This is a genomic window from Sphingomonas montana (assembly GCF_001956315.1).
GTDB classification, from domain to species: Bacteria; Pseudomonadota; Alphaproteobacteria; order Sphingomonadales; family Sphingomonadaceae; genus Sphingomonas_R; species Sphingomonas_R montana.
Map to the genome: position 1 here is coordinate 40,733 of NZ_MOLY01000045.1, position 25,242 is coordinate 65,974.

Genomic DNA, 25,242 nt, shown 5'->3' on the forward strand with positions numbered 1-25,242 from the left:
AACCGCGATCATAAAGAACCCGCCGGACCATCACCCACGTCCGGATCACCCTGCGAACCAAGAGCAACCCCGACCCGCTGGATCTCCCACTCCAGCATCACCCCCGAATGCGCCAGCACCCGTACCCGAACATCCTCGCCCAGCGCCTCGATATCCGCCGAAGACGCCGCGCCAAGGTTCAGCAGGAAATTACAATGCTTCTCCGAAACCTGCGCATCCCCACGCCGAAGCCCCCGGCATCCCGCCGCATCGACCAGAGCCCAGGCCTTGTGCCCCTCCGGGTTCTTGAACGTCGATCCACCGGTCCGCGACCGCAGCGGCTGCGACGCTTCGCGCTCCGCCGCGATCCGGTCCATTTCCGCGCCGATCACCGCCGGGTCGCCCGGCGTGCCCGCGAATACCGCTTCCACCACGATCGCGCCGGCCGGCAGTTCGGAATGGCGATAGCGATAGCCCAGCCGCGCCGCATCCCATGTCTCGATGCGCCCGTCGCGCAGCACGACCGTCACCGACACCAGAATATCGCTCGCATCGCGCCCATAAGCGCCCGCATTCATCCGCACCGCCCCGCCCACCGTGCCGGGAATCCCGCGCAGGAACTCCAGCCCCGCAACGCCCGCATCGCGCGCGGCACTCGCGACGGTGATCCCCATCGCCGCCCCGCCCGCGCGCACCCGACCGTCCTCGACCGCGACCTTCCCGAAACTCTTCGGCAACCGTACCACCACGCCCGCCACACCGCCGTCGCGCACGATCAGGTTCGATCCCACCCCGATCGGCATCACCGGAACCGCCGGGTCGAGCGCCTTCAGATAGTCGGCCAGATCACCGACATCTGCCGGCCGCACCAGCAGCTCCGCCGGCCCACCGGTCCGAAACCAGATGAAATCCGCCAGCGAAGCGCCTGCTTCCGCCCGCCCGCGCAACCCGATCGGGTTCGCACGCTCCGCCGCGCTCGTCACGTCTTCGGCGTCCACGCTTCTATCCACGCGGTCCACGCCTTCGCGCCCGCCATCCCGGCCTCGTGCGCCTTCGCCTGGAACGCGACCATGTCCTCCCCCGCCGCCAGTGCCCGCGCGACCACGTCCAGGTTGCGGCGCTGGAAACTCAGCACCTCCTGCTGGAACGCGACGAACGCCATGAACGGGTCCTGGCTCATGCCGGCACGCGCGCGGCGACGATGCCGTCCGCCAGCCCGGCCGCCCACTTCGTGATGTCGCCCGCACCCAGGCAGACGACCATATCGCCCGCCTGCACCGTCTCGGCCAACACCCGCGCCAGCGCGTCGGCATCCTCGACGACCTGCGCCGACCGGTGCCCGCGCAGCTTCAGCCCCGCGACCAGCGCAGCACTGTCCACACCCTCGACCGGCGCCTCGCCCGCGGCATAGACCGGCGTCGCATAGACGATGTCGGCATCGTTGAATGCCGACTGGAAATCCTCCATCAGATTGCCCAGCCGCGAATAACGATGCGGCTGCACCACCGCGATCACGCGCCCCTCCACACCCTCGCGCGCGGCGGCCAGCACCGCGCGGATCTCGACCGGGTGATGCCCGTAATCGTCGATGATCGTCACGCTGCCGCCCTCGACCGGCACCTCGCCGACCTTGGTGAAACGCCGCTTCACGCCACCGAACTTCGAGAAGCCCGTCTGGATCACGTCGTCCGGCACGCCCAGTTCCAGCGCGACACCGACCGCGGCCAGCGCGTTCTGCACATTGTGCCGCCCCGGCATCGGCAGCTCGATCCCCTCGATCGACCGGCTCGAACCGTCGCGATGCCGCACGATCACTTCGAACCGGTTGCCACCGGGGATCGGCGTCACGTTCACGCCGCGCACGTCCGATTGAGCGGAGAACCCATAGGTCACCACCCGCCGGTCGCGGATCCGCGGCAGGATCGCCTGCACCTCCGGATGATCCAGGCACATCAGCGCTGCGCCATAGAACGGCACATTCTCGACGAAATCGACGAACGCGCGCTTCACCGCATCGAAATCGCCATAATGGTCCAGATGTTCGGGATCGATGTTGGTCACGACCGCGATCGTCCCGTCGAGCCGCAGGAAGCTGCCGTCGCTCTCGTCGGCCTCCACCACCATCCAGTCGCTCGCCCCCAGCCGGGCATTGGAACCGTAGCTGTTGATGATCCCGCCATTGATGACGGTCGGGTCCACCCCGCCGGCATCCAGCAACGCCGCCACCATCGACGTCGTCGTGGTCTTGCCGTGCGTACCCGCCACCGCGACCGTCGACTTCAGCCGCATCAGTTCCGCCAGCATCTCGGCGCGCCGCACCACCGGCACGCGCGTTTCATAGGCCAGCTCGACCTCCGGATTCCCGCGCTTGATCGCGGTCGACGTCACCACCACCGCCGCGTCGCCCAGATTTTCGGCACGATGCCCGATATGCACGACGATGCCGCGATCACGCAGCCCCTGGATGACATAGCCTTCGGCCACGTCGGACCCCTGCACCTTGTACCCCAGATTGTGCATCACCTCGGCAATGCCGGACATGCCGATTCCGCCGATCCCGATGAAATGGATCGTGCCGATGTCGGTGGCGACACCCTTCATGCATAGGCTCCGTCGGTCTGTGTCATGGTCGTCTCGTTTTTTCCCGGGTGCGTCGCCGCCCGGCCGCCCAGTCGTTCGACCAGGTCGGCCAGGTCGCGGACCGCATCGGGCCGCCCGCATCCCCTTGCCCGCTTGGCCGCATTCTCCAGCGCACCGGGTTCCAGCGCCAGCTTCTGCATCTGCTTGGCCAGCTCCACCGGCGTGAACTGCGTCTGGCGGATCGATCGCGCCGCACCCGCCGCCACCATCTCGCCGACGTTCACGCTCTGATGGTCGTCGGTCGCCCCCGGCAACGGCACCAGGATCGCCGGCCGCCCCGCCTCGGTCAGTTCCGCGATCGTCGATGCGCCCGCCCGCGCGATCACCAGATGCGACCATGCCAGCCGCTCGGGCAGGTCGGGCAGGTACGTCGCCAGATCCGCGGGGATCCCAAGCTCGGCATATTTCGCGCGCACCGCGTCGATATCCTCGGGTCGGCATTGCTGCGTCACCTGCAACCGCCGCCGGAGCGCCACCGGCAACAGGCCCAGCCCGTCCGGCACCACTTCGCTCAGGATGCTCGCACCCTGGCTGCCGCCGGTCACCAGCACGCGGAACACGCCGTCCGTATCCAGCACCGGGAACGGTTCGTGCCGCAACGCCGCGACCTCCGCCCGCACCGGATTGCCGACCAGCGTCACCTTGTCGGCATAGCGTGGTTGCAACCGCTGCACATCGGGATAGCTTGTCGCGATCGCCGTTACCTTGCGCGCCAGCAACCGATTGACGCGCCCCAGCACGGCATTCTGTTCATGCACCGCCGCCGGAATGCGCGCCTTGAACGCCGCCAGCACAGCCGGGAGCGCGGGATAGCCGCCGAACCCCACCACCGCGTCCGGCCGCGCCTTGGCATAGATCGCCTGCGCCATCGCGCGGCCCGCGCGAATGTCGCGCCACGCCTTCAACCAGCCGATTGGCCCGCCGCTCAGCCGCCCTGCAGGCAACAGATGCGTCTCCACGCCCTGGAACAGCCCTGGTATCCGCGCGCCGCGCGCGTCGGTGACCAGTGCCACGCTGTGCCCGCGCGCGATCAGTTCGGCCGCCAGCGCATGCGCCGGCACCATGTGGCCGCCGGTCCCGCCCGCCGCCAAGACATAATGCCGTTTCATGCTCACGCTCTGTCCCTCATCGCCCGCCGCTCCATTTCACCACATAGGGCGAACGGTGCAGATACGGGTTCCGCCGGGTGAACGCCAGCAGCAGCCCGAACCCGATCGACAGTGCCACCATGGACGACCCGCCATAGCTGATGAACGGCAGCGTCATGCCCTTGGACGGCACGATCTGCACGTTGACCGCCATGTTGATCAGCGCCTGCATCCCGAACTGCACCGCCAGCCCCGCCGACGCTAGCAGCAGGAACTCGTCCTCCTCGTCCAGCAGCTTCACGAACACCCGCACCACGATCGTCAGATACACCAGTGCGATCGCGAGACACGCGATCAGCCCGAATTCCTCGCCGATGACGGAGAAGATATAGTCGGTATGCGGCTCGGGCAGCCGGAACTTCATCGTGCCGCCGCCCGGCCCGGTGCCGATCAGCCCGCCGTTCACCAGCGTGTTGTGCGCGCTGACCGTCTGGTAATTGTCGCCGTCGCCGGTGATGAACTTGTTGATGCGGTCATGCGCCACCGAATAGAACAGATACGCCGACACGACCCCGCCCAGCCCCAGCGCACCGAGCGCATACAGATACCGCATCGCGATCCCGCTCAGCATCAGCAACGCGACCCAGATCGACAGGAAGATCACCGTCTGCCCGAAATCGGGCTGCTTCATCAGCAGCAGCGCGATCCCCCCGGTCAGCAGCCCGGACAGCGGCACGACCGGCAACGTCCGGTCCTGCGCCTTCAACGACAACAGCCACGCCAGCGCCACGACATAGAGGGGCTTCAGGAATTCGGACGGCTGGAACTGCATGAACCCGACGCCGATCCAGCGCGACGCGCCGTTCACCTCCATCCCGATCAGCGGCACCGCCGCCAGCAGGAGCGAGAAGAACGCCGCCCCGCCGATCGCCAGCCGCCGCGCGACCTCCTTGGGCAGCATCGACACCATCAGCATCACCGGCAGCCCCAGCGCCAGCCAGACGAGCTGCCGATAGAGATAGTAGAGCGGCGGAAACGTCGTCGTGCCGCCGGAATAGCGTACCGCCGCCGCGGGCGACGCCGCCGCGACCGCCACGATCCCGACGCCGACCAGCACCGCGACCAGCAGCAGCAGGACGCGGTCGATCTCCCAGAACCAGGTGCCCAGCGGACTGCGGTCGCCGCGCCCGAACCGCTGCACCTTGGTTATGCGCTTGCGCTTCTGCGCTTCTGCCGCGAACACGTTCATGGCTGCATCGCCCCCACCAGGTCGCGGAACGCGTCGCCCCGCGCCTCATAATCCCTGTACTGGTCGAACGACGCGCAGGCCGGCGACAACAGCACGACCTCGCCCGCCCGCGCCGCCTCGCGCGCAGCACCCACCGCGTGCGCCAGCGTGCCGGCATTCACCACCGGAATGCCGCGCTCGGTCAGCAACCGCGCATACAGGTCCGCACTGTCACCTATCGCATAGCCCGCCACGACATGGCCCAGTTGATCCGCCACCGCATCCAGGTCGCGCGTCTTGGCCAGCCCGCCCAGGATCCAGTGGACCTTGGGATAGGCCGCCAGCGCCGGCGCGGTCGATGTCGGGTTGGTCGCCTTGCTGTCGTTCACATACAGCACGCCGCCCACGGTCGCGACGCGCTCCATCCGGTGCGGCAGACCGGGATAGTTCGTCAGCCCCTCCGCGATCGCATCCTCGCCGCCCCCCAACGCGCGCGCGACAGCGATCGCCACCGCGACATTCTGCGCGTTATGCGGCCCCTGCAACGCCGGCCACGCCGACTGGTCCCCGACGTCGGAGGAGCGCACCTCGATCAAACCCGAACCGTCATTCGCATGACCGTCACCCCGAGCCAGAGCGGCAGCAACCGCGCGCGTCTCGTCATCCTCCACCGCGATCACCGCCACGCCCGACGACATCGCGAACAACCGCGCCTTCGACGCTGCATAGGCCGCGAAGTCGTCATAGCGGTCGAGGTGATCCGGCGTGATGTTCAGCAACACCGCAACGTCGCAATCCAGCGTCCGCGTAAGGTCGATCTGGTAACTCGACAGTTCCAGCACATACACCCCGCCCGCCGGCAACGGATCGCGCCCGAGGATCGGCAACCCGATATTCCCGCCCATCAACGCCGGCACCCCCGCCGTCTCCAGCAGGTGAAATACCAAAGCGGTCGTAGTCGATTTCCCGTTGGTCCCGGTAATCCCCACCACCCGGTGCGCCGGCAGAGAAGCCCGCGCCTGCGCGAACAGCTCGATATCGCCGATCACCGGCACGCCTGCCGCCGCCGCCCGCCCAGCAATCGGATGACGGTTCAGCGGCACCCCCGGCGACACGACGACCGCATCGAACCCATCAAGGTCGACAACTAACGGATCCCCCAGCGAAACCGAACTCCCTCCCTTCACCGGGGAGAGGGCTGGGGAGAGGGGCTGCGGCTTGGTGAAACCGTCACCCCCAGCCAAGCCCCCCTCTCCAGCCCTCCCCCCGGTGGGGGGAGGGAGCAAGAGAACCGCATCGCGCCGCTCAGGATCGCTATCCCAGGCCACGACTTCCGCGCCGCTTGCCACCAGCGCCGCCACAGTCGCCATCCCCGACCGCGCCAGCCCCAGCACGGCATACCGCCTGCCGGCAAAAACGTCCGAAACGATCACCGCAGCTTCAACGTCGCAAGACCCGCCAGGGCCAGCACGAAGGAGATGATCCAGAACCGGATCACCACCGTCGGCTCGCTCCAGCCGAGCTGTTCGAAATGATGATGGATCGGCGCCATGCGGAACACCCGCCGCCCGGTCCGCTTGTAGAAGAAGACCTGCACCACCACCGATACGGCCTCCAGCACGAACAACCCGCCGACGATCGCCAGCACGATCTCGTGATGCGTCGACACGGCGATCGCACCCAGCGCGCCGCCCAGCGCCAGACTGCCGGTGTCGCCCATGAACACCGCGGCGGGCGGGGCATTGAACCACAGGAACGCCAGCCCCCCGCCGATGATCGCCGCGCACAGGATGGTCAGGTCCCCCGCCCCCAGCACATGCGGGATGCCCAGATACCCCGCAAACACCGCATTGCCGACGACATAGCTTATGGCGAAGAACGCCAGGCACGCGATCACCACCGGCATCGTCGCCAGCCCGTCCAGCCCGTCGGTCAGGTTCACAGCATTGCCGAACGCCACCATCACGAACGCCGCGAACGCGATGTAGAACCAGCCGAGGTCCAGCACCGCGCCGTTATAAAACGGCACGTACAGCAGCGTCCCGTTGCCATCGTTGATGATATACGCCGCAAGGCCTGCGATCAGGAATTCGAACAGCAACCGCGTCCGCCCGGAAATGCCGGCATGGCTCCGCTTCCGCACCTTGTCGAAATCATCGAGGAACCCGATCGTCCCGAATCCGATCGTCACCATCAGGCACGCCCAGACATAACGGTTGGACAGGTCCATCCACAGCAGCATCGTGATCGTGACCGCGGTCAGGATCATCAGCCCGCCCATCGTCGGCGTGCCCACCTTTGCCAGATGCGTCTGCGGTCCGTCCGCGCGGATCGGCTGGCCCTTGCCCTGCCGCACGCGCAGCCAGCCGATGAACCGCGGCCCGATCAGCAACCCGATGAACAACGCGGTCGCCAGCGCCCCGCCCGACCGCACCGTGGTATAGCGGATGAGGTTAAGGATGCCGGGAAACCCCAGATGCTCGGCGATCAGATACAGCATTACAGATTCCCGCTCGCGACGGCATCGACGATGCGCCCGAGCCCGATGGCGTTGGATCCCTTGACGAGCACCGCATCGCCGGCGACCATCCGGTCGCGCAAGCCATCCCGCGCCGCCGCGGCATCGGCCACATGCGCGAAATCGATCCGCCCCTCAAGCGCGCGCGCAAGGCTCGCCATTTCCGGACCGACCAACAGCGCGAATTTCACGTCGGCTGCGATCAACGGCGCGGCCAGCGCGGCATGATAGTCGTCCGATCCGTCGCCCAGCTCGCGCATCGCGCCCAGCACCACGATCCGCCGCGTCGCCGCTTCCTCGCCCAGCTGGGCGATCGTCGCGGCCATCGATGCCGGGTTCGCATTGTAGCTTTCGTCGATCAGCAGCACGTCGCCGCCGGCCCACGCCGCCCGCGTCCGCGCGCCGCGTCCCTTCAACCCTTCCAGTTCCGCCAGCGCCAGCCCCGCCGCGGCAAGATCCCCGCCCACTGCATGGACGGCCGCCAGCACCGCGAGCGCGTTTGACACCCAGTGCGCACCCGGCGGGGCCAGCGTGCAGGTCAGTTCCGCGTCGGGCAACGTCACGGTCAGCAACGTCCCCTTCGGCCCGGCCATCGCCTCGCGCGCCCGCACGTCGGCGCCCGCGCCCAACCCGAACGTCACCGTCCGCGCGGCATGCGCCGCCGACGCCGCATACAGCCGCTCGCGGTGCGGACTGTCGTGCGGCACGATCCCCACCCCACCCGGCTCCAGCCCGCGGAACACCTCGCCCTTCGCGTCGGCAATCGCCGCCTCGTCAGGGAAAAACTCGGCATGCGCCGGCGCGATCGTCGTCACCAGCGCGACGTGCGGCCGCACCATCCGGGTCAGCACGTCCAGCTCGCCCGGCGCGGACATCCCCATTTCGAATACGCCGTACAGCGCGTCGGCCGGCATCCGCGCCAGGCTCAGCGGGACCCCGGTGTGATTATTGTACGATTTGACCGACCGGTGGACCCGCCCCGGGGCCGCGCGCTCCAGCGCCGCGGCCAGCGCTTCCTTCGTCCCCGTCTTGCCGGCGGACCCGGTCACCCCGATGATCCGCGCCGCCGTCCGCGCGCGCGCCGCCACGCCCAGCGCATCCAGCGCCGCGGTCGTGTCCGCCACCAGCACATGCGGCCCGTCGACCGACTCGGAAACCACCGCCCCCGCGGCACCCTGCGCGAACGCCTGGGCCACGAACCGATGCCCGTCCGCCTGCCCGCCCTTCAGCGCCAGGAACAGGTCCCCCGGCCCGACCTCGCGTGAATCGAACGCCACACCCGAAACGTCGAACGAGCCGGACGCAACGCCGCCGGTCGCGGCGGCAATCTCATCGGACGTCCAGAGCGGATTCACGACCAGAGCCCCCTCTTCTTCAGAAGAGGGATTTTGGAAGGAAACTTGAACCTCACGCCGCCGCCTCGCGTGCGACCTGCACATCGTCGAACGGCAGCACCCGCACCGTATCCCCCGTGCCGACGATCTGGCCCTGCTCATGCCCCTTGCCCGCCAGCAGCACGACATCGTCCGCCCCTGCCGCCGCGATGGCCGCGAATATCGCCGCGCGCCGGTCACCGATCTCGACCGCACCCGGTGCCCCCGCCAGGATATCCGCGCGGATCGCCGCCGGATCCTCGGACCGCGGATTGTCGTCGGTCACGATCACATGGTCGCCGCCCGCCATCGCTACCCGGCCCATCTCCGGCCGCTTGCCCGCATCACGGTCGCCGCCCGCGCCGAACAGCACGATCAACCGCCCACGGGTATGTGGCCGCAGGGCCGCGATCGCCGCATCCAGCCCGTCGGGCGTATGCGCATAATCGACATAGACCGGCGCACCCGTCCGGGTGATGACCGCACGTTCCAGCCGCCCCCGCACCGGTGCCAGCCGCGCCAGGCCCGCCAGCACGGACGGCAGCGCCGATCCGGTCGCCAGCGCCAGTCCCGCCGCCGTAAGCGCGTTCGCCGCCTGATACGCACCGATCAGCGGCAGCTTCACGACATGGTCTGCACCATCCGCCGCGATCGTCAGCGTCTGGCCCAGCGCCGTCGGTAGCCGCGACACCAGCCGCAGCGTCTCGCCCTGCGTCCCGACGGTCAGCACCCGCAGGCCGCGCTCGACCGCGATCTCCGCCACCCGCGCCGATGCCGCATCGTCCGCCCACACCACCGCCGCGCCATCTGCCGCGACCACTTCGGTGAACACGCGCAGCTTGGCCTCCAGATAGGCCTCCATCGTCCCATGATAGTCGAGATGATCGCGCGACAAGTTGGTGAATGCGGCGGCCTGCACCGGCAACCCCTCGATCCGGTACTGAGCCAACCCGTGGCTCGATGCCTCGAACGCGGCATGCGTCACGCCCTCGCGCGCCAGTCCCGCCATGTTCGACAGAAAGGTGACGATGTCCGGCGTGGTCAGGCCGGTTACGACCCGTTCGTCCCCGGTCGTGACGCCCAGCGTCCCGATCGACGCGGCATGGCACCCTTCCATGTTCCACAACTGCCGCAGCAGTTCGACGGTCGATGTCTTGCCGTTCGTGCCGGTCACCGCCACCGTCGCGGCCGGGAACGGCGCGAAGAACCGTGCGGCGATCCGGGCGAAGGCGCGTCGCGGCTCCCCGTCCGCGACATGCACCGCCCCCGTCACGGTCGCCTCCGGCCGCGTCACCACCGCGACCGCGCCGGCCGCGACCGCAGCATCGATATACGCCTCGCCATTGACGGCCGTCCCGCGGAACGCGCCGAAGATCGTCCCCGGCGCCACCTTGCGGTGGTCGATCGCGAACCCCGTCACCACGACGTCGGCGGCGTTTCCCGCCCCTTCGATCAGATCATTCAGCCGCATTCGGATTGGCGCCCTTCGGTTCCCACAGCAACGGCAGCAGTTCGCTTTCGTCCACGTCGGCCCGGTCGTCGGGCCGGATGCCCAGCATCGGGCCGATCCGCTGGACGACCCGGCTGATCACCGGCCCCGCGGTCCAGGCCGCCGTGGTGAAGCCGAACGTATCGGCGGTGCCCTTCGGACTGTCCAGCATCGCGATCACCACATAGCGTGGCTTGTCCATCGGGAACACGGCGGCGAATGTCGACACGTTGGTGTTGCGGTCGTACCCGCCGGCATTGGGCTTCTCCGCCGTGCCGGTCTTCCCGCCGATACGCAGGCCCGGCGCGTCGGCCTTGCGCCCCGTCCCCTTCATCACCACCAGCCGCATCAGCTGCCGCATCCGGTCGCTCGTCGCCGGGCTGATGACCCGCCGACCGGCCGGCACCGCGGCACCTTCGCGCTTCAGCAACGTCGCCGGCCGCCACACCCCGCCATTCACCAATGCGGCATAGGCGGATGCCAGGTGCAACGGCGTCACCGCGATGCCATGGCCGTACGCCACCGTCATCGTCGTCGTCCGCGCCCAGTATTTCGGCCACAACGGCCGCGCGCGCCCGCCGACCTCGATATCGACCGGATCGCCGAACCCCACCTTGCGGAAGAACGCCTGCGTCCGCCGCGGCCCCAGTTCGTCCGCGATCCGCGCCGTCGCGATGTTGGACGAATGGACCAGCAATTCCGGCGCGTTCAACCAGCGATTCTGCGGATGATCGTCACGGATATGGAACCCGCCGACCGCCAGCGCATGGGTCGCATCGTACCGCTTGCCCATGGACGTCACCACGCCGCTCTCGATCGCGTTCGCCATCGTCAGCATCTTGAACGTGGAGCCCAGCTCGTACACGTTCGACACCGCCTTGTTGAGCAGCAGCTCGTACGGCACGTTGCCCGTCCGGTTCGGGTTGAAACTGGGCAAGGACGACATCGCGACGATCTCGCCGGTGTCCACGTCCAGCACCAGCCCGGTCGCGCCGATCGCGCTGTGCTTGGTCATCGCCGCGCTCAGTTCGGTCTCCATCGCCGCCTGCACCCGGCTGTCGATCGACAGAGCCACCGGCCGCTCGCGCTGCGCAGGATCGCTCAACCGCGCATCCAGCACCTTTTCCATGCCCGATGCGGCATTGCCGTTCTGGTCGATCCAGCCGAGCACATGGGCCGCCAGCGACGCCTGCGGATACAGTCGCTCCGGCTCGCGCCGGAACTCGATCGCCGGCTCGCCCAGCCCGTTCACCGCCTTCACCAGTTCGGGTACCGCGCGGCGCGAAAGATAGGCGAACTTCTTGGGCGACGTCAGGATTGCGAGATACTGCGCCTCGGTCTTCTGCGGCATCAGCTCCGCCAGCCGGTACGCCAGCAAGGCCGGATCGCCGATGATCTTGTTCGGATGCACCGCGATCGACCAGGCGTCGATCGTCGTCGCCAGCGGCATTCCGTTGCGGTCGACGATGTCGCCGCGGTCGGGCACCAACCCCCGCGGGGTCGCCAGCGCCTGGGGGCCATCGGATGCGATCGCCAGCCATAGCAACCGCGCGCCGACGATACCGGTCACGAAGATGAACAGCAGCATCATCACCATCAGGCGAAAATTCGCCGTCGCGGTCGTCTGCTGCCGCTGCCCGGCGACGCGTACGCGGTCCGTCCTGGCGAGCAACGCGGTCATCGTGTGCGTTTCGCGGTCGCTTCGTTTTTCGCCAGCGCGGCCAGGTCGTCGGCGAAGTCGCTGCTGTTCAGCGCCACCTTCTGCGGCACGGCCGTCATCCCACCCTTCGGCCGGACATAGTTGGCGTGACGCAGCACAGGCGCGCCCTCCGCCGCCGGCCCGTCCGGCGTGGCGGCCGGATAGGCGACCTCACGGGTGGCACCGTCCTGCACGCCCGGCGCGGAGTCGATCGCCGGCACCGCCGGGTGGTTGAAACTCGCCAGCTGCAGCTCGCCATCGATATACTGGCCGGACCGCGGCGCGGACAGCGCCAGCACGTCGGTATTCCACCGTTCCAGCTGGCTCAACCGGCCGCGTGTCTCGATCTCGGTGCCCAGCCGGCGTATCTCGCGCTGCGACAGCAGGATGCGATGTTCCACCTTCGCCAGCGCATGGCGCTCGCCCGCCACCCGCTGCGTCACCAGATAGCACCCCAGCGCCGCCGTCGCGACCGCGGCCACCCAGCCCACCGATCGAAAACGCAACACGTTCATGCGGAATAACCTTCGACGGAGGACCAGGGTGGCGATGCGGTACGGTGCGCGACACGAAGCGTGGCTGAACGGGATCGCGGATTGCGCGCGACCTCGGACTCGTCGGCGCGCACCGGCTTTGCGACACGGTCGAAACTCGGCGGCGTCGCGGCGGCGGCCTGCGGCATGTGCCGCGATCCGGCCGGCGTGGCGCCGCTGCGTTCGATCAGGAACCGTTTCACGATGCGGTCCTCGGTCGAATGGAACGACACCACCGCCAGCCGCCCGCCCGGCTTAAGCGCCCGTTCCGCCGCGACCAGCCCGTCGCGCAGCTCGTCCAGTTCACGGTTCAGGTGGATGCGGATCGCCTGGAATGCCCGCGTCGCCGGATCCTTCTTCTCGTGCGGGCGATGCCCCAAAGCGCGCCGCACCACGGCCGCCAGTTCCGCCGTCGTTGTCAGCGGCCGCGCCGCCACGATCGCGCGCGCTACCCGCCGCGACTTTGGTTCGTCGCCATAATGATACAGCACGTCGGCGATCTCGGCCTCGTCGCTGTCGTTCAGGAACTCGGCGGCGGTCTGCCCTTCCTGGCTCATCCGCATGTCGAGCGGCCCGTCGGCCTGGAACGAGAAACCGCGGTCGGCCCGGTCGATCTGCATCGACGAAACGCCGATATCGAACGTCACGCCGTCCACGTCGTCCACGTCGCGCGCGGCCAGCGCAGCCGTCATCGCACCGAACCGGTCATGCACCAGCACCAGTCGTCCGTCGGCCTCGGCCAGCAAGGCTGCACCTTCCGCTATCGCATCGGGATCGCGGTCGAACGCGATCACGGAAGCGCCTGCGGCCAGCAGCGCACGGGTATAGCCGCCCGCGCCGAACGTCCCGTCGACGTGCCGCTCGCCCGCCACCGGGGCCAGGCCCGCGATCACCGCATCCAGCAGGACGGGCACATGGGGCGGGATCACGTTGCCGCTCATTTCTGCGTCCGTTCGGCAATCAGCGAATCGAGCATCCGGATCAGCCGCGGCTTGTCCGCCCGCGCGGTGCGGAACGTATCGGGGTTCCATATTTGGAACGTCTCGCCGCCGCCCACGAACAGCGCGGTATCGGTGATGCCGGCCGCCCGCCGCATCGGGGCGGACAGGACCATGCGGCCCGCGCCATCATATGCGATCTGCGATTTGGATCCGAACGCTTCGGCCATTTCGTCGTCCATGGCCTCCATCACGTCGACATCCCCCATGGCCGCCACCTTGCGCCGAATATTTTCGTGCAACTGCCGCGAATAGGTCGGATCGAACCCCTCCAGGCACGGCAGCTTGGCATGCTCGCCCAGCAGGATCAGCCGGTCGTCGGAACTGGCATCGGTCGACCCGCGCCGTACCCGGCGATCGATCACCCCACGGAAACTGGACGGCAGCGACACACGCCCCTTCGCGTCGACCGCGTTCAGTATCCCGCCGTGGAAGAAATCGATGATTTCCACGCACTGACCCCGTTGGAAGCCACCCCGTGCCGCCGATCCCGAACGGATCGTATGGGCCCCGGCCACGTGAAGGCTTCCGTCCCTCACACCCGATGGGGGTATCAGGGGCAACCGTGGGTTTCAATACCACTTCATGGTTTTGCGATGTTGATTATTCCGTCCTGAGCCCTGTGCACAAGGTCGGGAAAACCAAGGGATTCAGCCACTGTTCTATTTATGTTCCATACATAGGTCTGTGGATAACTACAGGCACAACTATTTTGCGAACTTTTGAACTAGGGTTTCCGTAAGGTCCCGCCGGACCGATATCGACGGTCGGGCGCCGCCGACAGCCGCGCCGCTTCGCCACGCCACCGGTCGTGCGGGTGGCGCCAGTCCGTCCAGCCCGGCGATCAGCGCCGCCACGAACGCGGCATTGTCCGATCGCCGCCACGCCGGCTGCCATCCGCCGTCGCCATCGGTCCACAGCATCGGATCCAGCAAATCCGCGTCCGCCACCATCACCGCGCGCCCGCGTCCTACCCGGCAATCCGCGATCAGCCCTTCGGCCGATACCCGGCAGGCGCGCCGGTTGTCGCGTCTGTCGTAGCGTCGCTCGCCGCGTGCCGGAACGAACCGGCCGGCCCCTGCCAGCCACAGCCGCCACCGCCGCCCGTCCCGCATGAGGTCGCGGGCGACCGTCCCGCCGTCACCGCGTTCCAGTACCAGCCCCCAATGGAGCAGCAACGGGGCCAGCGTCCCCGACCGCGGCGGCGCAGCGGCGTCGCCGGGTGGATAGGCACTTCGCCAGCGCAGGTCAGGATCGGTCAGGATCACCGCCCGCGCGCCCGCCCGGATACGCGCATCGATCGCGACCAGCGCCGCGGCGGCGGGCGGGCGGGGCTGCACCAGCAGCCAGCGCGACGTCGCCAGCGCGGCCGGGTCGTCCGCCGGTTCCATCACGAACGCAGCGGCCAGCATTCGCCACGCGTCGGCCGGGCCGGCCAGCAGGTCCGCCCCCCCCGCCCAGCGCAGCGGCACGCCGGACAACAGGGCGATCCGTTGCCCGGTCGCCTGCGCGCTGTCCCCCGCCGCCGCCTGCGCATACCAGCCACCGCCGCCCGGTATTGCCAGTAGAATCGCCAGCCCGACCATGGCCACGCCCCGCCCGTGGATCGCCATCCCGGCACGCACCACCAGTTCCATCAGCAGCGCGACGCCCGCGCACACCGTCAGCGCACGCAGCACCGGCAACACAGCGCCGTTCAGCATCACCAGTTCGCCCACGGCCGCGGTCGCCAGCATCGCGGCATAACCTGCCGCCCGCCTGATCCGCGTTTCGCGCGCCAGAACCAGCGCCAGAACAGCCAGGATCGCCGGACACCATATCAGCAGCAGGCCCATCTCGGCCCGGTCCGCCACCTGCCAGCGGCGCAGGCCGAGGCCGATATCGATCAGCCCCGCCACCCATCCCGCAAAGATGGCGAACTGGATGCGGATCAGCGGCTTGGTCGTTCGGCCGGCGGCACAAGCACCGGGGCCGGCGGCGCCGCGATGATGACCGGCCGTTGTACCGGGGCGGCAATGTTGCCGACATCCGTCGCGCCACCGGGCGCGACACCCAGTTCGGCCAGCGGTTCCTGCGGCCGTTCGTCTGACGCCACCACCGCGGCGGCATTGGCCGACGGCGCGCCATCCGATCCGGGTCGCGTAACTTCGTCCCCGCCGCTTGCCACTCCGAAAAAGGCCGCGGCCAGCAGCACCAGCAGAAACACCACCGCCAGTCCCATCAATCCGATGCGTACTCTCTGCATCCGATCGTGCACTCCCTGTGCCCGCATCATGCGGGCGTTCGCCGGGACTGATCTAAATCACGCCTCGTCGCTTGTCTAACCCGTCCGGCCCTATGGCGTCGGGCCGCGCCGGAACCGCCTAGCGAATCATATAGTCCGGCACCGGCAGTCCCTTGGCCGCCAGCCAGGCCGGATTGTACGTCGTGCTCAGATACCGCATTCCCGAATCACACAGGATCGTCACGATCCGGTGCCCCGGCCCCATCAGCCGCGCCAGCCGCACCGCGCCGGCCACGTTGATGCCGGAAGACAGGCCGACGCACAGCCCCTCGCGCAGCAGGCCGAACACCTGTTCCAGCCCCTCAGTGTCCGAAACGCGGAACTGTGTGTCGATCGGCGCGCCGTCCAGATTGGCGGTGATCCGGCTCTGGCCGATCCCCTCCGCGACCGAACTGCCCTCCGCGCGCAATTCCCCGCACGCATAATATTCGTACAGCGACGCGCCGTAGGGATCGGTCAGCGCGATCGTCACGTCCTGCGACCGTTCCTTCAGCCCCAGCCCGACGCCGGCCAGCGTGCCGCCAGTTCCCACGGCGCAGGTGAAGCCGTCGATACGCCCGTCGGTCTGGTCCCAGATCTCGGGCGCGGTGCCGCGAATGTGCGCCATCCGATTGGCAAGATTGTCGAACTGGTTCGCCCACAGCGCGTTGGGCGTTTCCTCCGCGATCCGCCGGCTGGTGTGCACATAATGCGCCGGGTTCGAATAGGCCGTCGGCGCGACTAGGACCAGTTCGGCACCCAGCGCGCGCAACGTGTCCATCTTCTCGCGGCTCTGCGTTTCGGTCATCACGATGATCGTGCGATACCCTTTGGCCTGCGCCACTAGCGCCAGCCCGATCCCGGTATTGCCGGCGGTTCCCTCCACGATCGTCCCACCGGGCCGCAACGTCCCCGCCGCCTCCGCATCCTCCACGATCGCACGGGCCGCTCGGTCCTTCACGGATCCGCCCGGGTTCATGAATTCGCACTTGCCCAATATCTCGCAGCCCGTTGCTGCGCTGGGGCCGTTCAGGCGGACGAGCGGCGTGTTGCCGATAAGCGAAAGTGTGTCGGGTCGAATGGCCATGGGCATCAGATAAGCCGTGTTGCCGGCTTGGCCAAGCGACCATGGCTTCCACCGACCATAGCCGCGCTCCGTGCTGCACGTGCGTGCAATTCGGTGTCCGATCGCGACCGGTTGTTGTCCACGCGCTGACGAACGAGCCTTGACGCGTCCTGCCGCAACCGCGAAGACCTGGGCCATGGTAAACCGCGCCCTCCCCCTCGCCGCCCTTCTGGCATCCGCCCTTCTCGTCGGCTGCAACTCGCAGCCCGAAACCGTGACCTCCGGGGCGGCCGATCCGGACGCCGCGAAGATCGCCGCCGCGCCAAAGGTGGCGCTGCCGCCGTCGGTCAAGTCCAGCAAGGTCTATCGCTGTGCGGACAGCAGCCTGCTCTACGTCGATTTCTTCTCCGACGATCTGGGCGCGAACATCCGCACCGAAAGCGCCGGCACCAACACCCGCCTGACGGCGGCCAAGATCGGCGATCCGTTCACCGGCGAAGGCTATACCGTCGCCGGCACCGGCGACACGGTCAAGATCACCACGCCCAAGGCACCGGCCCAGACCTGCAACGCCTGATCGTCCCGCCCCCTTCCCACGACAGGGAGGGGGCATCCAACCACCGCTTCGTCGTGCGCGCCGCAACTTCCACGGCTGACATTCCGCCCCGCCTCCGCTATCGGCGCGATCATGACCCAGATCACGCCCCAGATCAGCGCCGCAACCGTGGCCGAACACGGCTTCTCTCTCGAAGAATATGACCGCGTCCTGCACGCGCTCGGGCGTGAGCCGAACCTGACCGAACTCGGCATTTTCTCGGTCATGTGGTCCGAACATTGCAGCTACAAGTCCAGCCGGCTCCACCTGCGCAAGCTGCCGACCACCGGCCCGCAGGTCATCTGCGGCCCCGGTGAAAATGCCGGTGTGGTCGATATCGGCGATGGACAGGCCGCCATCTTCAAGATGGAAAGCCACAATCACCCCAGCTACATCGAACCCTATCAGGGTGCGGCGACCGGCGTCGGCGGCATCCTGCGCGATGTGTTCACCATGGGTGCCCGCCCCGTAGCCAACCTCAACGCGCTGCGGTTCGGCCGTCCCGATCATCCGAAGATGCGTCACCTGATCGCCGGCGTCGTCGCGGGCATCGGCGGCTACGGCAACTGCGTCGGCGTGCCGACCGTGGGCGGCGAGGTGAACTTCCACCGCGCCTATGACGGCAACATCCTGGTCAACGCGATGACCGTCGGTGTCGCCGAAACCGCCAAGATCTTCTACTCGGCTGCCTCCGGGCTCGGCAATTCGATCGTCTATGTCGGGTCGAAGACCGGGCGCGACGGCATCCACGGCGCCACCATGGCATCCGCCGACTTCTCCGAGGATTCCGAGGAGAAACGCCCTACCGTTCAGGTCGGCGATCCGTTCACCGAGAAGCTGCTTATCGAGGCCTGCCTCGAACTGATGGAGTCGGACGCGATCGTCGCGATCCAGGACATGGGGGCCGCCGGCCTCACCTCCTCGTCGGTCGAAATGGCGTCCAAGGGCGGCGTCGGCATCGAACTCGACATGAACATGGTCCCCTGCCGCGAAACCGGCATGACCCCCTATGAGATGATGCTGTCCGAATCGCAGGAACGCATGCTCATGGTGCTGAAGCCGGGGCGCGAGGCCGAGGCGGAAGCGATCTTCACCAAGTGGGAACTCGATTTCGCGGTCATCGGCCGCGTTACCGATACCGGCCGCATGGTCCTGACCCACAACGGGGATACCGTCTGCGACATCCCGCTCGGTCCGCTGGCCGACGAAGCGCCGCTCTACGATCGTCCGCACGTCCCCACGCCTCCCCGCGCGCCGCTCACCGACATGCCGGAGACGACCGATCTTGCGGCCGACCTGCTGCGCATCATGGGGGCGCCGGACATCGCCAGCCGCCGCTGGATCTGGGAACAATATGACCACATGGTCGGCGCCGACACCGTCCAGCGCCCGGGCGGCGACGCCGCCGTCGTCCGCGTCCACGGTACGCAGAAGGGGCTGGCGATCAGCACTGACTGCACGCCGCGCTACTGCTTCGCCGATCCGGTCGAGGGCGGGAAGCAGGCGATCGCCGAATGCTGGCGCAACCTGACCGCGGTTGGCGCGCTCCCGCTCGCCACGACCGACTGCATGAATTTCGGCAACCCTCAGCGGCCGGAAATCATGGGCCAGTTCGTCGGCTGTATCGAAGGGATGGCGGCCGCCTGTACCGCGCTCGACTTCCCGATCGTGTCGGGCAATGTGTCGCTGTACAACGAAACCAAGCTCGAGGACGGCAGCGGTTCGGCGATCCTGCCGACCCCCGCAATCGGCGGCATCGGCCTGCTCGCCGACTGGTCGAAATCCGCCACCATCGCGTTCAAGTCGGCTGGCGACGAACTCTGGCTGGTGGGCCAGCGCGCCGACCCGGCGTCCGGCCATCTCGGCCAGTCGATCTGGTTGCGCGAGATCCACGGCCGCGAGGACGGCCCGCCGCCCCCGGTCGATTTGGTCGCCGAGCGCACGCACGGCGACGCGGTCCGCCAGTTGATTCTCGACAGCGTCGCCACGGCGGTCCACGACCTGTCCGACGGAGGCCTCCTCGTGGCCCTCACGGAAATGGCGCTCGCCGGCCGCATCGGCGCGGCCCTCGACCACGCACCGACAGTGGCTGCCGCATTCGGGGAGGATCAGGCTCGCTATCTCGTCACCGTCGCACCCGGCACCATGCCCGGTCTGTCCGTTCCCGCAACGCGGATCGGCACGGTCGGTGGCGACGCGATTGCCCTGCCGGGCATGGCGGTCCCCGTCGCCACGCTCCGCACCGCGCACGAGGCATTCTTCCCGCACCTCATGGGCGCGACTGTTCTGGCCTGATCCTATGCTGATGGAACCGCGCGCTTGACGGGCCCGGCGGTCGGCCCCCGCCTTCCCACGCTCGACGTCCTGCGCGGGCTGGCGGTGATGGGCATCCTGCTCATGAACATCGGCGGGTTCGCGCTACCGGAAGGGGCCTATTTCAATCCGCACGCGGTCGCGGTCGGCGGACCTGCCGACCGTGCGATCTGGCTGGCCGAATTCGTGCTGGTCGACGGCAAGCTCCGCAACATCTTCTCCATGCTGTTTGGCGCGGGCATCGTGCTGGTCATCGACCGCGCCGTGGCGGCGGGGCAGGACGAGGGGGCCGTTCACATGCGCCGGATGGCGGTGCTGGCGCTGTTCGGGCTGGCGCATAGCTATCTGCTCTGGTGGGGCGACATCCTGTTCCAATATGCCGTCATCGGCACGCTGGCGCTGTTCCTGGCGGACCGGCGACCCGCCGCACTTGTCCGCTTCGCCGTGCTCTGCCTGCTGCTTCATGCGCTGATCGCCGTCGCATCGCTCGCCGGTCTCGCCGCACTGCGGACCGACCCGCAAGACTGGCGGGCGCTCGCTGCACAGATCGGCGCGGTCGATCGTCCGGCCATTGCCGCCGAGATCGTCCGCATGCACGGTTCCTACGCCGCACTCCTGCGGCACCGGCTCACCGTGGATCTCACCATGCCGGTGTCGATGCTGATCGGCAGCGGGCTGGAGACGCTCGGCATGATGCTGCTCGGCATGGCCGGGCTGCGATCCGGCTTTCTTACCGGCGCATGGCCGCGTCGCACGTATCGCCGGATCGCGTTGCTCGGCTATGGCGCAGGCATTCCGGCGATGGTCCTGCTGGCGGTCTGGGACGTACGGTCCGGCTTCGATCCCGTTGTCAGCCTGGGCGTCACCACGCTCTGGTCGCTGCCGTTCCGCGCCGTGCTTGCGCTCGCTCATGTCGCGCTGGCGATCCTGTGGCTTGGTTCCGCTGACGGATCGGTCCGCACCCGGATCGCCGCGGTCGGGCGCGCCGCCTTCACCAACTATCTCGGCACCAGCCTAGTTATGACCACGCTCTTCTATGGCTATGGTTTCGGCCTGTTCGGTCGGCTTGATCGCCTGCACCTGCTCGCCATCGTCGCCGCGGCCTGGGCCGTCATGCTGCTCTGGTCGAAACCCTGGCTCGATCGCCACCGCCATGGCCCGCTCGAAGCACTCTGGCGGCGCATCGCCCGCCCCCGCCCGGTATCGCAACGGTAGCGGTATCGATCACCGCCGCGGCACGATACACCGATCGCTTTCACACCTGTCCGAATACCACCTTGCGCCCGAAACCCTGCGGTCGGCGTATTAGGGGCTGGCCGGCCGCTTGGTTAAGCAGGGTCATCGTCGCCTGGAACAGCGGTCGCATCTGCACCACCTCTTCAAGCAATTCGTCCGGTGATTCGTGCCTTTCCACGCAGCGGCGCGCCGTCATCTCCACCACTTCGGCGAGGCTGGACAATCTGGTCGCGCCCAACTGTACCGAATCGCCTTTCAGCGTATGCGCGGGCAGCACCAGCGCCGCGGCACACCGATGGCGCATTGCCTCCTCGATCGCGCCGACCGACTTTACGCCGTCCTCGCGAAAATAGCCCAGGATCCGGACGAAATCGCCGCCAAGCTCCGCCTGGGCGCGATGATATGCGGTCCAGTCAACAAGTGCGCCGTCTGATTCGGCCACGGTTTCCGCCTTCTTCGCTCGAGCTGTCGTCCTATCGTCCGTGGTAACGTGCGGCCGGTTAAGAAGAGATTGCACGCTCAAGTCCAAAGGTCGTAGCGTCCCGCTTCCCGCGCAAGCCGCCAGCCATTTGCCGCGGCAAGCGCCGCAATTTCCGTGCCCGCATTGGGGTCGTCGGACAGCAGGATATAATGCGTTAACACCGCCCCCCCGCGCACCGCCCGCGCGAGCCGCAGCGCGGGCCACGGACACCGCATGCCGCGCGTATCGACCAGCACCGCGTCGACGTCGGCGTTCACCGGTCGAACGGGTTACGCGGCGCGCGCACGGTCAGCCGGATCGGCACCGCCCCGAACCCCAGATCCTTGCGGATCCCGTTCATCAGATACCGTTTGTAGCTTTCGGGCAGCTGGTCGACCCGCGTCCCGAACAGGATGAACCCCGGCGGCCGGGTCTTCGCCTGCGTCAGGTAACGCAGCTTGATCCGCCGTCCGCCCGGGGCCGGCGGCGGATTGATCTCGACCGCTTTCTCGAACCAGCGGTTCAGCACGCCGGTCGACACGCGCTTCGACCAGGCCTCGCGTACGTCGAATGCGGCCTGGATCAGCTGGTCCATACCGCGCCCGGTTTCCGCCGATATGGTCAGCAACGGCACGCCGCGAACCTGCGCCAGCCCTTCCTCCAGCGCGAACCGCACGCCCTGGAACAGGCTCGGCGGGTTCTCCGCCACGTCCCACTTGTTCAGCGCGATGATGAGCGCACGCCCTTCCTGCAACACCTGGTCCGCGATCCGCAGATCCTGCGCCTCCAGCCCCAGTGTCGCATCCAGCAGCAGTACGACCACCTCGGCGAAGTCCACTGCATGCATCGCATCGGCGGCGGACAGCTTCTCCAGCTTGTCCTGGACCTTCGCCTTCTTTCGCAGGCCCGCGGTGTCGATCAGGCGCACCGGGCGGACCTGACCGTCGGGCGCGGTCCATTCCCAGTCGATCGCGATCGAATCACGGGTGATGCCGGCCTCCGGCCCGGTAATCATCCGCTCCTCGCCCAGGATGCGGTTCACCAGCGTCGACTTGCCCGCATTGGGCCGCCCGACGATCGCAAGCTTCAGCGGGCCGTTCTCCTCGTCCTCTTCCGGCTCGTCGACGACGTCGTCATACCCTTCGAACTCGATATGCGGCCGCAATGCCTCGAACAGGTCGACCAGCCCATCGCCATGCTCGGCCGAAAACGGCATTGGCGTATCGAACCCCAGCGAATAGGCTTCCAGCACCCCGCTTTCGGCGGCCTTGCCTTCCGCCTTGTTCGCCATCAGGATCACGGGCGTATCCTCGGATCGCAGCCATCGGGCGATCTCCTCGTCCTGCGGCACGATGCCGGCGCGCGCATCGATGAGGAACAGCGCGACGTCCGCGTCGCGCACCGCATTCTGCGTCTGCATCCGCATACGACCGGGCAACGTGTCGGGGTCCTCGTCTTCGACGCCCGCCGTATCGATGATCTTGAATTCCAGCCCCAGTAGGACGGCATCGCCCTCGCGGCGGTCGCGCGTCACGCCGGGGCGATCGTCCACCAGCGCCACCCGCTTGCCGACCAGACGGTTGAAGAGCGTGGATTTGCCGACGTTCGGTCGGCCGACGATCGCGACGATGGGAAGTTTAGCCATCGCCGCGATGTAGCGGAATATGGCGGCAGGTCACGGCAAACTTACGCGCAACCCGCCCGCGCCTACCGCCAGGCGCTCAATTTGCCGTCGTTATCGAGCAGGAACAGCATATTGTTGGCGACCACCGGGGACAGATAGAAGGATTTGCCCGCGCGGATCGGGGCCGCCATCGTCCCGTCCGCCGGTGTCACGGACATCATCTCGCCCTCGGTATTTACGACCAGCAACCGGTCGCCGGCCAATATCGGCCCCGTCCAGCCGATCAGCCCCTTCTTGCTCTTCTCGTTCTTCCAGCGCGGCAGCTGGCTGACCCAGCGGATCCGCCCGGTCGCGCGCTGGATGCACAGCATGCGCGCATCGTCCGTCACGATGAAGATCCAGTCGCCGGCGACCCAGGGCGTCGAGATGCCTGCAACGTTCAGTTCCCACAGGCGCTGCCCGGTGGTGAGTTCCAGCGCGACCATGCGTCCGCCCTGCCCCACGGCATAGACCCGACCACCATCGATCACAGGATCGGCGTCGATATCGCTCAGCGTCGACACCGCGGTCGAAATGCTCGTCCGGGCCAACGCATCCTGCCACACCGCGCGGCCATTCTCGTATCGATAGGCGGTCAGTTCGCCCGACGAGAAACCGGCCACCACCGTACCCTGCGCCGCCGCTGGTGCGGCCACGCCAAACACGCCGGCCGCCTCCAGCGTCCCGGATTCGTTCCAGATCGTGTCGCCGGTCGTCCCGTTCAGCGCGAACAGCTGGTTGTCCTGGCTGACGACATAGACATTCCCGTTGGAAATCGTCGGCGCCCCGCGCAACGGGCCGCCGGGTCGCTTCTTCCACACGACCTTGCCGGTCGCGGCTTCCAGCGCGGCCGCGTCGCCCACGCCATTGGTGGCATAGACGCGGTCGCCCTCGGCGCTCACCCCGCCGCCGAACAGCGACCCTTCGTTGCCGGCCGGATCGGTCAGCCGGGTCGACCAGACGACGGCACCCGTCGCCGCGTCGATCGCCCGCACCACCGCCTCGGTATCCATCACATAGACGCGCGCACCCTGGACCACCGGGGCGGCGGCCAGCCGGACCTGCTTGCTGCTACCAGCGATCGATACCGTCCAGGCCCGCGCCAGCGTTGCCTTCAACGCGACGTTGCCCATCGATTTCTGCGCATTCCCGCCGGACTGCGCCCAGCTGTCGTTCACTTCGGCCGCCGGAACGGTCACCGGCAAGGCCGCGATCGACGTGTCCAGTTCCGCGCTGTTCTCGGATGTCAGGACCGCGATGCGATCACCCAGCAGCGTCGTCTTCGGCTTTCCGCCCTTGAACACGCCGCATCCGGACAACGCCGTCGCCATCAGCAGCATCGCCGCGAACCTGCCCATCGTCATCGTGCGTCATCCCCAACCCGCTGCGGCACATCGAAGCCCAGCGCACCTGCGACCCGCACCGCGCGTCCGCGCAGGCTGTCCGGCATCGTTTCGTCCTTGGCGATCGCGGCGAAGATCCGCCCGGCATCCTGCGGCCGGTTCGTCCGCAGATACGCGATCGCGACCATCTCGCCGGCACTGCCGAACCACGGGTTGCCCGCGATCGCCAGCGTCTTCAGCCGCGCGATCACCGTCGCCGGCGGCAATGTATCATATTCGATCGCGGTCTGACGGACGAGTGCGGCATCGCGCATCACCTGCGGCACCGCACTGTCGCCGGCCACCTTAGCGAACCCCGCCAGCGCTGCCGCCCGGTCGTTGCGCACCAGCGCCGCCGACGCTTCGGTCAACAAGGCCGCACCGCGATACCCGTCGTTGCTCGCCGCCGCCAGGCCGTCAAGCCGCGCCTTGACGCCGGCCTCCTTGCCCTCGCTCAGGTCGGCCAGCGCCTGCGACAGCGTTTCGCTATGCGCCTCCGCGGCCAGCGTCTGGCGGTGCTGCCAGTAGATCCAGCCACCGACCGCCGCGAGCAGCGCGACGACGGCCAGCAATATCCACTTGCCGTTGCGCGAAACGAACGTCTCCATCCGATCCCGGCGCAGATCCTCATCGACTTCGCGAAAGAAGGTCTCTTCATTCTGGGGTGCGAGCGCCAATCGGGGTCTCCGGACAAAGAACAGGCGGTAGCCTTAGCGACG

At 68.0% G+C, this 25,242-nt stretch carries 24 protein-coding genes; 3 read left to right on the forward strand and 21 right to left on the reverse strand.

The window, feature by feature from the left end:
- Window positions 1–8: 8 nt before the first annotated feature.
- The 16 genes from murB to BKY59_RS13745 form a co-directional block, all read right to left on the reverse strand.
- The gene (gene murB / locus BKY59_RS13670; protein ID WP_420822099.1) at window positions 9–977 is read right to left on the reverse strand and encodes a UDP-N-acetylmuramate dehydrogenase; all 969 of its coding nucleotides are present in this window, start codon (window positions 975–977) and stop codon (window positions 9–11) included.
- Window positions 959–1,141, reverse strand: a complete 183-nt coding sequence (locus BKY59_RS13675; RefSeq protein WP_129586403.1) for a hypothetical protein — start codon at window positions 1,139–1,141, stop codon at window positions 959–961. Before BKY59_RS13675 ends, murB begins: the two co-directional genes overlap by 19 nt.
- Window positions 1,142–1,155: 14 nt before the next feature.
- Complete coding sequence (gene murC / locus BKY59_RS13680; protein ID WP_076072571.1) at window positions 1,156–2,580, reverse strand: UDP-N-acetylmuramate--L-alanine ligase; 1,425 nt, start codon at window positions 2,578–2,580, stop codon at window positions 1,156–1,158.
- Complete coding sequence (gene murG, locus BKY59_RS13685) at window positions 2,577–3,734, reverse strand: undecaprenyldiphospho-muramoylpentapeptide beta-N-acetylglucosaminyltransferase (RefSeq protein ID WP_076072574.1); 1,158 nt, start codon at window positions 3,732–3,734, stop codon at window positions 2,577–2,579. The genes murC and murG overlap by 4 nt, the downstream gene beginning before the upstream one ends.
- Window positions 3,735–3,744: 10 nt before the next feature.
- Complete coding sequence (locus tag BKY59_RS13690) at window positions 3,745–4,956, reverse strand: peptidoglycan glycosyltransferase FtsW (protein ID WP_076072578.1); 1,212 nt, start codon at window positions 4,954–4,956, stop codon at window positions 3,745–3,747.
- A complete protein-coding gene (murD, locus tag BKY59_RS13695; protein WP_076072581.1) occupies window positions 4,953–6,368 on the reverse strand; it encodes a UDP-N-acetylmuramoyl-L-alanine--D-glutamate ligase in 1,416 nt (471 codons plus the stop codon). Before murD ends, BKY59_RS13690 begins: the two co-directional genes overlap by 4 nt.
- Window positions 6,365–7,435, reverse strand: a complete 1,071-nt coding sequence (gene mraY, locus BKY59_RS13700; RefSeq protein ID WP_076072584.1) for a phospho-N-acetylmuramoyl-pentapeptide-transferase — start codon at window positions 7,433–7,435, stop codon at window positions 6,365–6,367. The genes murD and mraY overlap by 4 nt, the downstream gene beginning before the upstream one ends.
- A complete protein-coding gene (locus BKY59_RS13705) occupies window positions 7,435–8,808 on the reverse strand; it encodes a UDP-N-acetylmuramoyl-tripeptide--D-alanyl-D-alanine ligase (RefSeq protein ID WP_076072586.1) in 1,374 nt (457 codons plus the stop codon). Before BKY59_RS13705 ends, mraY begins: the two co-directional genes overlap by 1 nt.
- 52 nt (window positions 8,809–8,860) lie before the next feature.
- Window positions 8,861–10,297 carry a UDP-N-acetylmuramoyl-L-alanyl-D-glutamate--2,6-diaminopimelate ligase gene (locus BKY59_RS13710; protein WP_076072589.1) on the reverse strand — a complete coding sequence of 479 codons (1,437 nt, stop codon included), beginning with the start codon at window positions 10,295–10,297 and terminating at the stop codon, window positions 8,861–8,863.
- Window positions 10,284–11,996 (reverse strand): peptidoglycan D,D-transpeptidase FtsI family protein, encoded by a 1,713-nt coding sequence (locus BKY59_RS13715; RefSeq protein ID WP_076072591.1) that lies wholly within the window; start codon window positions 11,994–11,996, stop codon window positions 10,284–10,286. The genes BKY59_RS13710 and BKY59_RS13715 overlap by 14 nt, the downstream gene beginning before the upstream one ends.
- A complete protein-coding gene (locus tag BKY59_RS13720) occupies window positions 11,993–12,529 on the reverse strand; it encodes a hypothetical protein (protein ID WP_076072594.1) in 537 nt (178 codons plus the stop codon). Before BKY59_RS13720 ends, BKY59_RS13715 begins: the two co-directional genes overlap by 4 nt.
- Entirely contained in the window at window positions 12,526–13,488 is a 963-nt protein-coding gene (gene rsmH, locus BKY59_RS13725) for a 16S rRNA (cytosine(1402)-N(4))-methyltransferase RsmH (RefSeq protein WP_076072596.1), read from the reverse strand. The genes BKY59_RS13720 and rsmH overlap by 4 nt, the downstream gene beginning before the upstream one ends.
- A complete protein-coding gene (locus BKY59_RS13730; RefSeq protein WP_076072599.1) occupies window positions 13,485–13,997 on the reverse strand; it encodes a division/cell wall cluster transcriptional repressor MraZ in 513 nt (170 codons plus the stop codon). Before BKY59_RS13730 ends, rsmH begins: the two co-directional genes overlap by 4 nt.
- A 255-nt stretch (window positions 13,998–14,252) precedes the next feature.
- Window positions 14,253–15,443, reverse strand: coding sequence for a hypothetical protein (locus BKY59_RS13735; protein ID WP_076072601.1), 1,191 nt, complete (start codon window positions 15,441–15,443; stop codon window positions 14,253–14,255).
- A 32-nt stretch (window positions 15,444–15,475) separates the two neighbouring features.
- Complete coding sequence (locus BKY59_RS13740) at window positions 15,476–15,790, reverse strand: hypothetical protein (protein ID WP_076072604.1); 315 nt, start codon at window positions 15,788–15,790, stop codon at window positions 15,476–15,478.
- Window positions 15,791–15,908: 118 nt separating this feature from the next.
- The gene (locus BKY59_RS13745; RefSeq protein ID WP_076072607.1) at window positions 15,909–16,895 is read right to left on the reverse strand and encodes a cysteine synthase A; all 987 of its coding nucleotides are present in this window, start codon (window positions 16,893–16,895) and stop codon (window positions 15,909–15,911) included.
- 175 nt (window positions 16,896–17,070) lie between these two features.
- Between BKY59_RS13745 and BKY59_RS13750 the strand changes: the two genes are divergently transcribed.
- From BKY59_RS13750 to BKY59_RS13760, 3 genes are all read left to right on the forward strand, one after another.
- Window positions 17,071–17,451 (forward strand): hypothetical protein, encoded by a 381-nt coding sequence (locus tag BKY59_RS13750; RefSeq protein ID WP_076072609.1) that lies wholly within the window; start codon window positions 17,071–17,073, stop codon window positions 17,449–17,451.
- 111 nt (window positions 17,452–17,562) lie between these two features.
- On the forward strand, window positions 17,563–19,764 hold the full coding sequence (gene purL, locus BKY59_RS13755) for a phosphoribosylformylglycinamidine synthase subunit PurL (RefSeq protein WP_076072612.1): 2,202 nt from the start codon (window positions 17,563–17,565) through the stop codon (window positions 19,762–19,764).
- 24 nt (window positions 19,765–19,788) lie between these two features.
- Window positions 19,789–20,997, forward strand: coding sequence for a DUF418 domain-containing protein (locus BKY59_RS13760; RefSeq protein ID WP_076072614.1), 1,209 nt, complete (start codon window positions 19,789–19,791; stop codon window positions 20,995–20,997).
- 40 nt (window positions 20,998–21,037) lie between these two features.
- Here the strand turns inward: BKY59_RS13760 and BKY59_RS13765 are convergent, their stop codons facing one another.
- The 5 genes from BKY59_RS13765 to BKY59_RS13785 form a co-directional block, all read right to left on the reverse strand.
- Complete coding sequence (locus BKY59_RS13765; protein WP_076072616.1) at window positions 21,038–21,460, reverse strand: Hpt domain-containing protein; 423 nt, start codon at window positions 21,458–21,460, stop codon at window positions 21,038–21,040.
- Between the two features lie 77 nt (window positions 21,461–21,537).
- Window positions 21,538–21,756 carry a sulfurtransferase TusA family protein gene (locus BKY59_RS13770; protein ID WP_240500112.1) on the reverse strand — a complete coding sequence of 73 codons (219 nt, stop codon included), beginning with the start codon at window positions 21,754–21,756 and terminating at the stop codon, window positions 21,538–21,540.
- Window positions 21,753–23,123 carry a ribosome biogenesis GTPase Der gene (gene der, locus BKY59_RS13775; protein ID WP_076072617.1) on the reverse strand — a complete coding sequence of 457 codons (1,371 nt, stop codon included), beginning with the start codon at window positions 23,121–23,123 and terminating at the stop codon, window positions 21,753–21,755. Before der ends, BKY59_RS13770 begins: the two co-directional genes overlap by 4 nt.
- A 62-nt stretch (window positions 23,124–23,185) precedes the next feature.
- Window positions 23,186–24,505, reverse strand: coding sequence for a PQQ-like beta-propeller repeat protein (locus BKY59_RS13780; RefSeq protein WP_076072619.1), 1,320 nt, complete (start codon window positions 24,503–24,505; stop codon window positions 23,186–23,188).
- Complete coding sequence (locus BKY59_RS13785) at window positions 24,502–25,200, reverse strand: tetratricopeptide repeat protein (RefSeq protein ID WP_076072621.1); 699 nt, start codon at window positions 25,198–25,200, stop codon at window positions 24,502–24,504. Before BKY59_RS13785 ends, BKY59_RS13780 begins: the two co-directional genes overlap by 4 nt.
- Window positions 25,201–25,242: the final 42 nt, after the last annotated feature.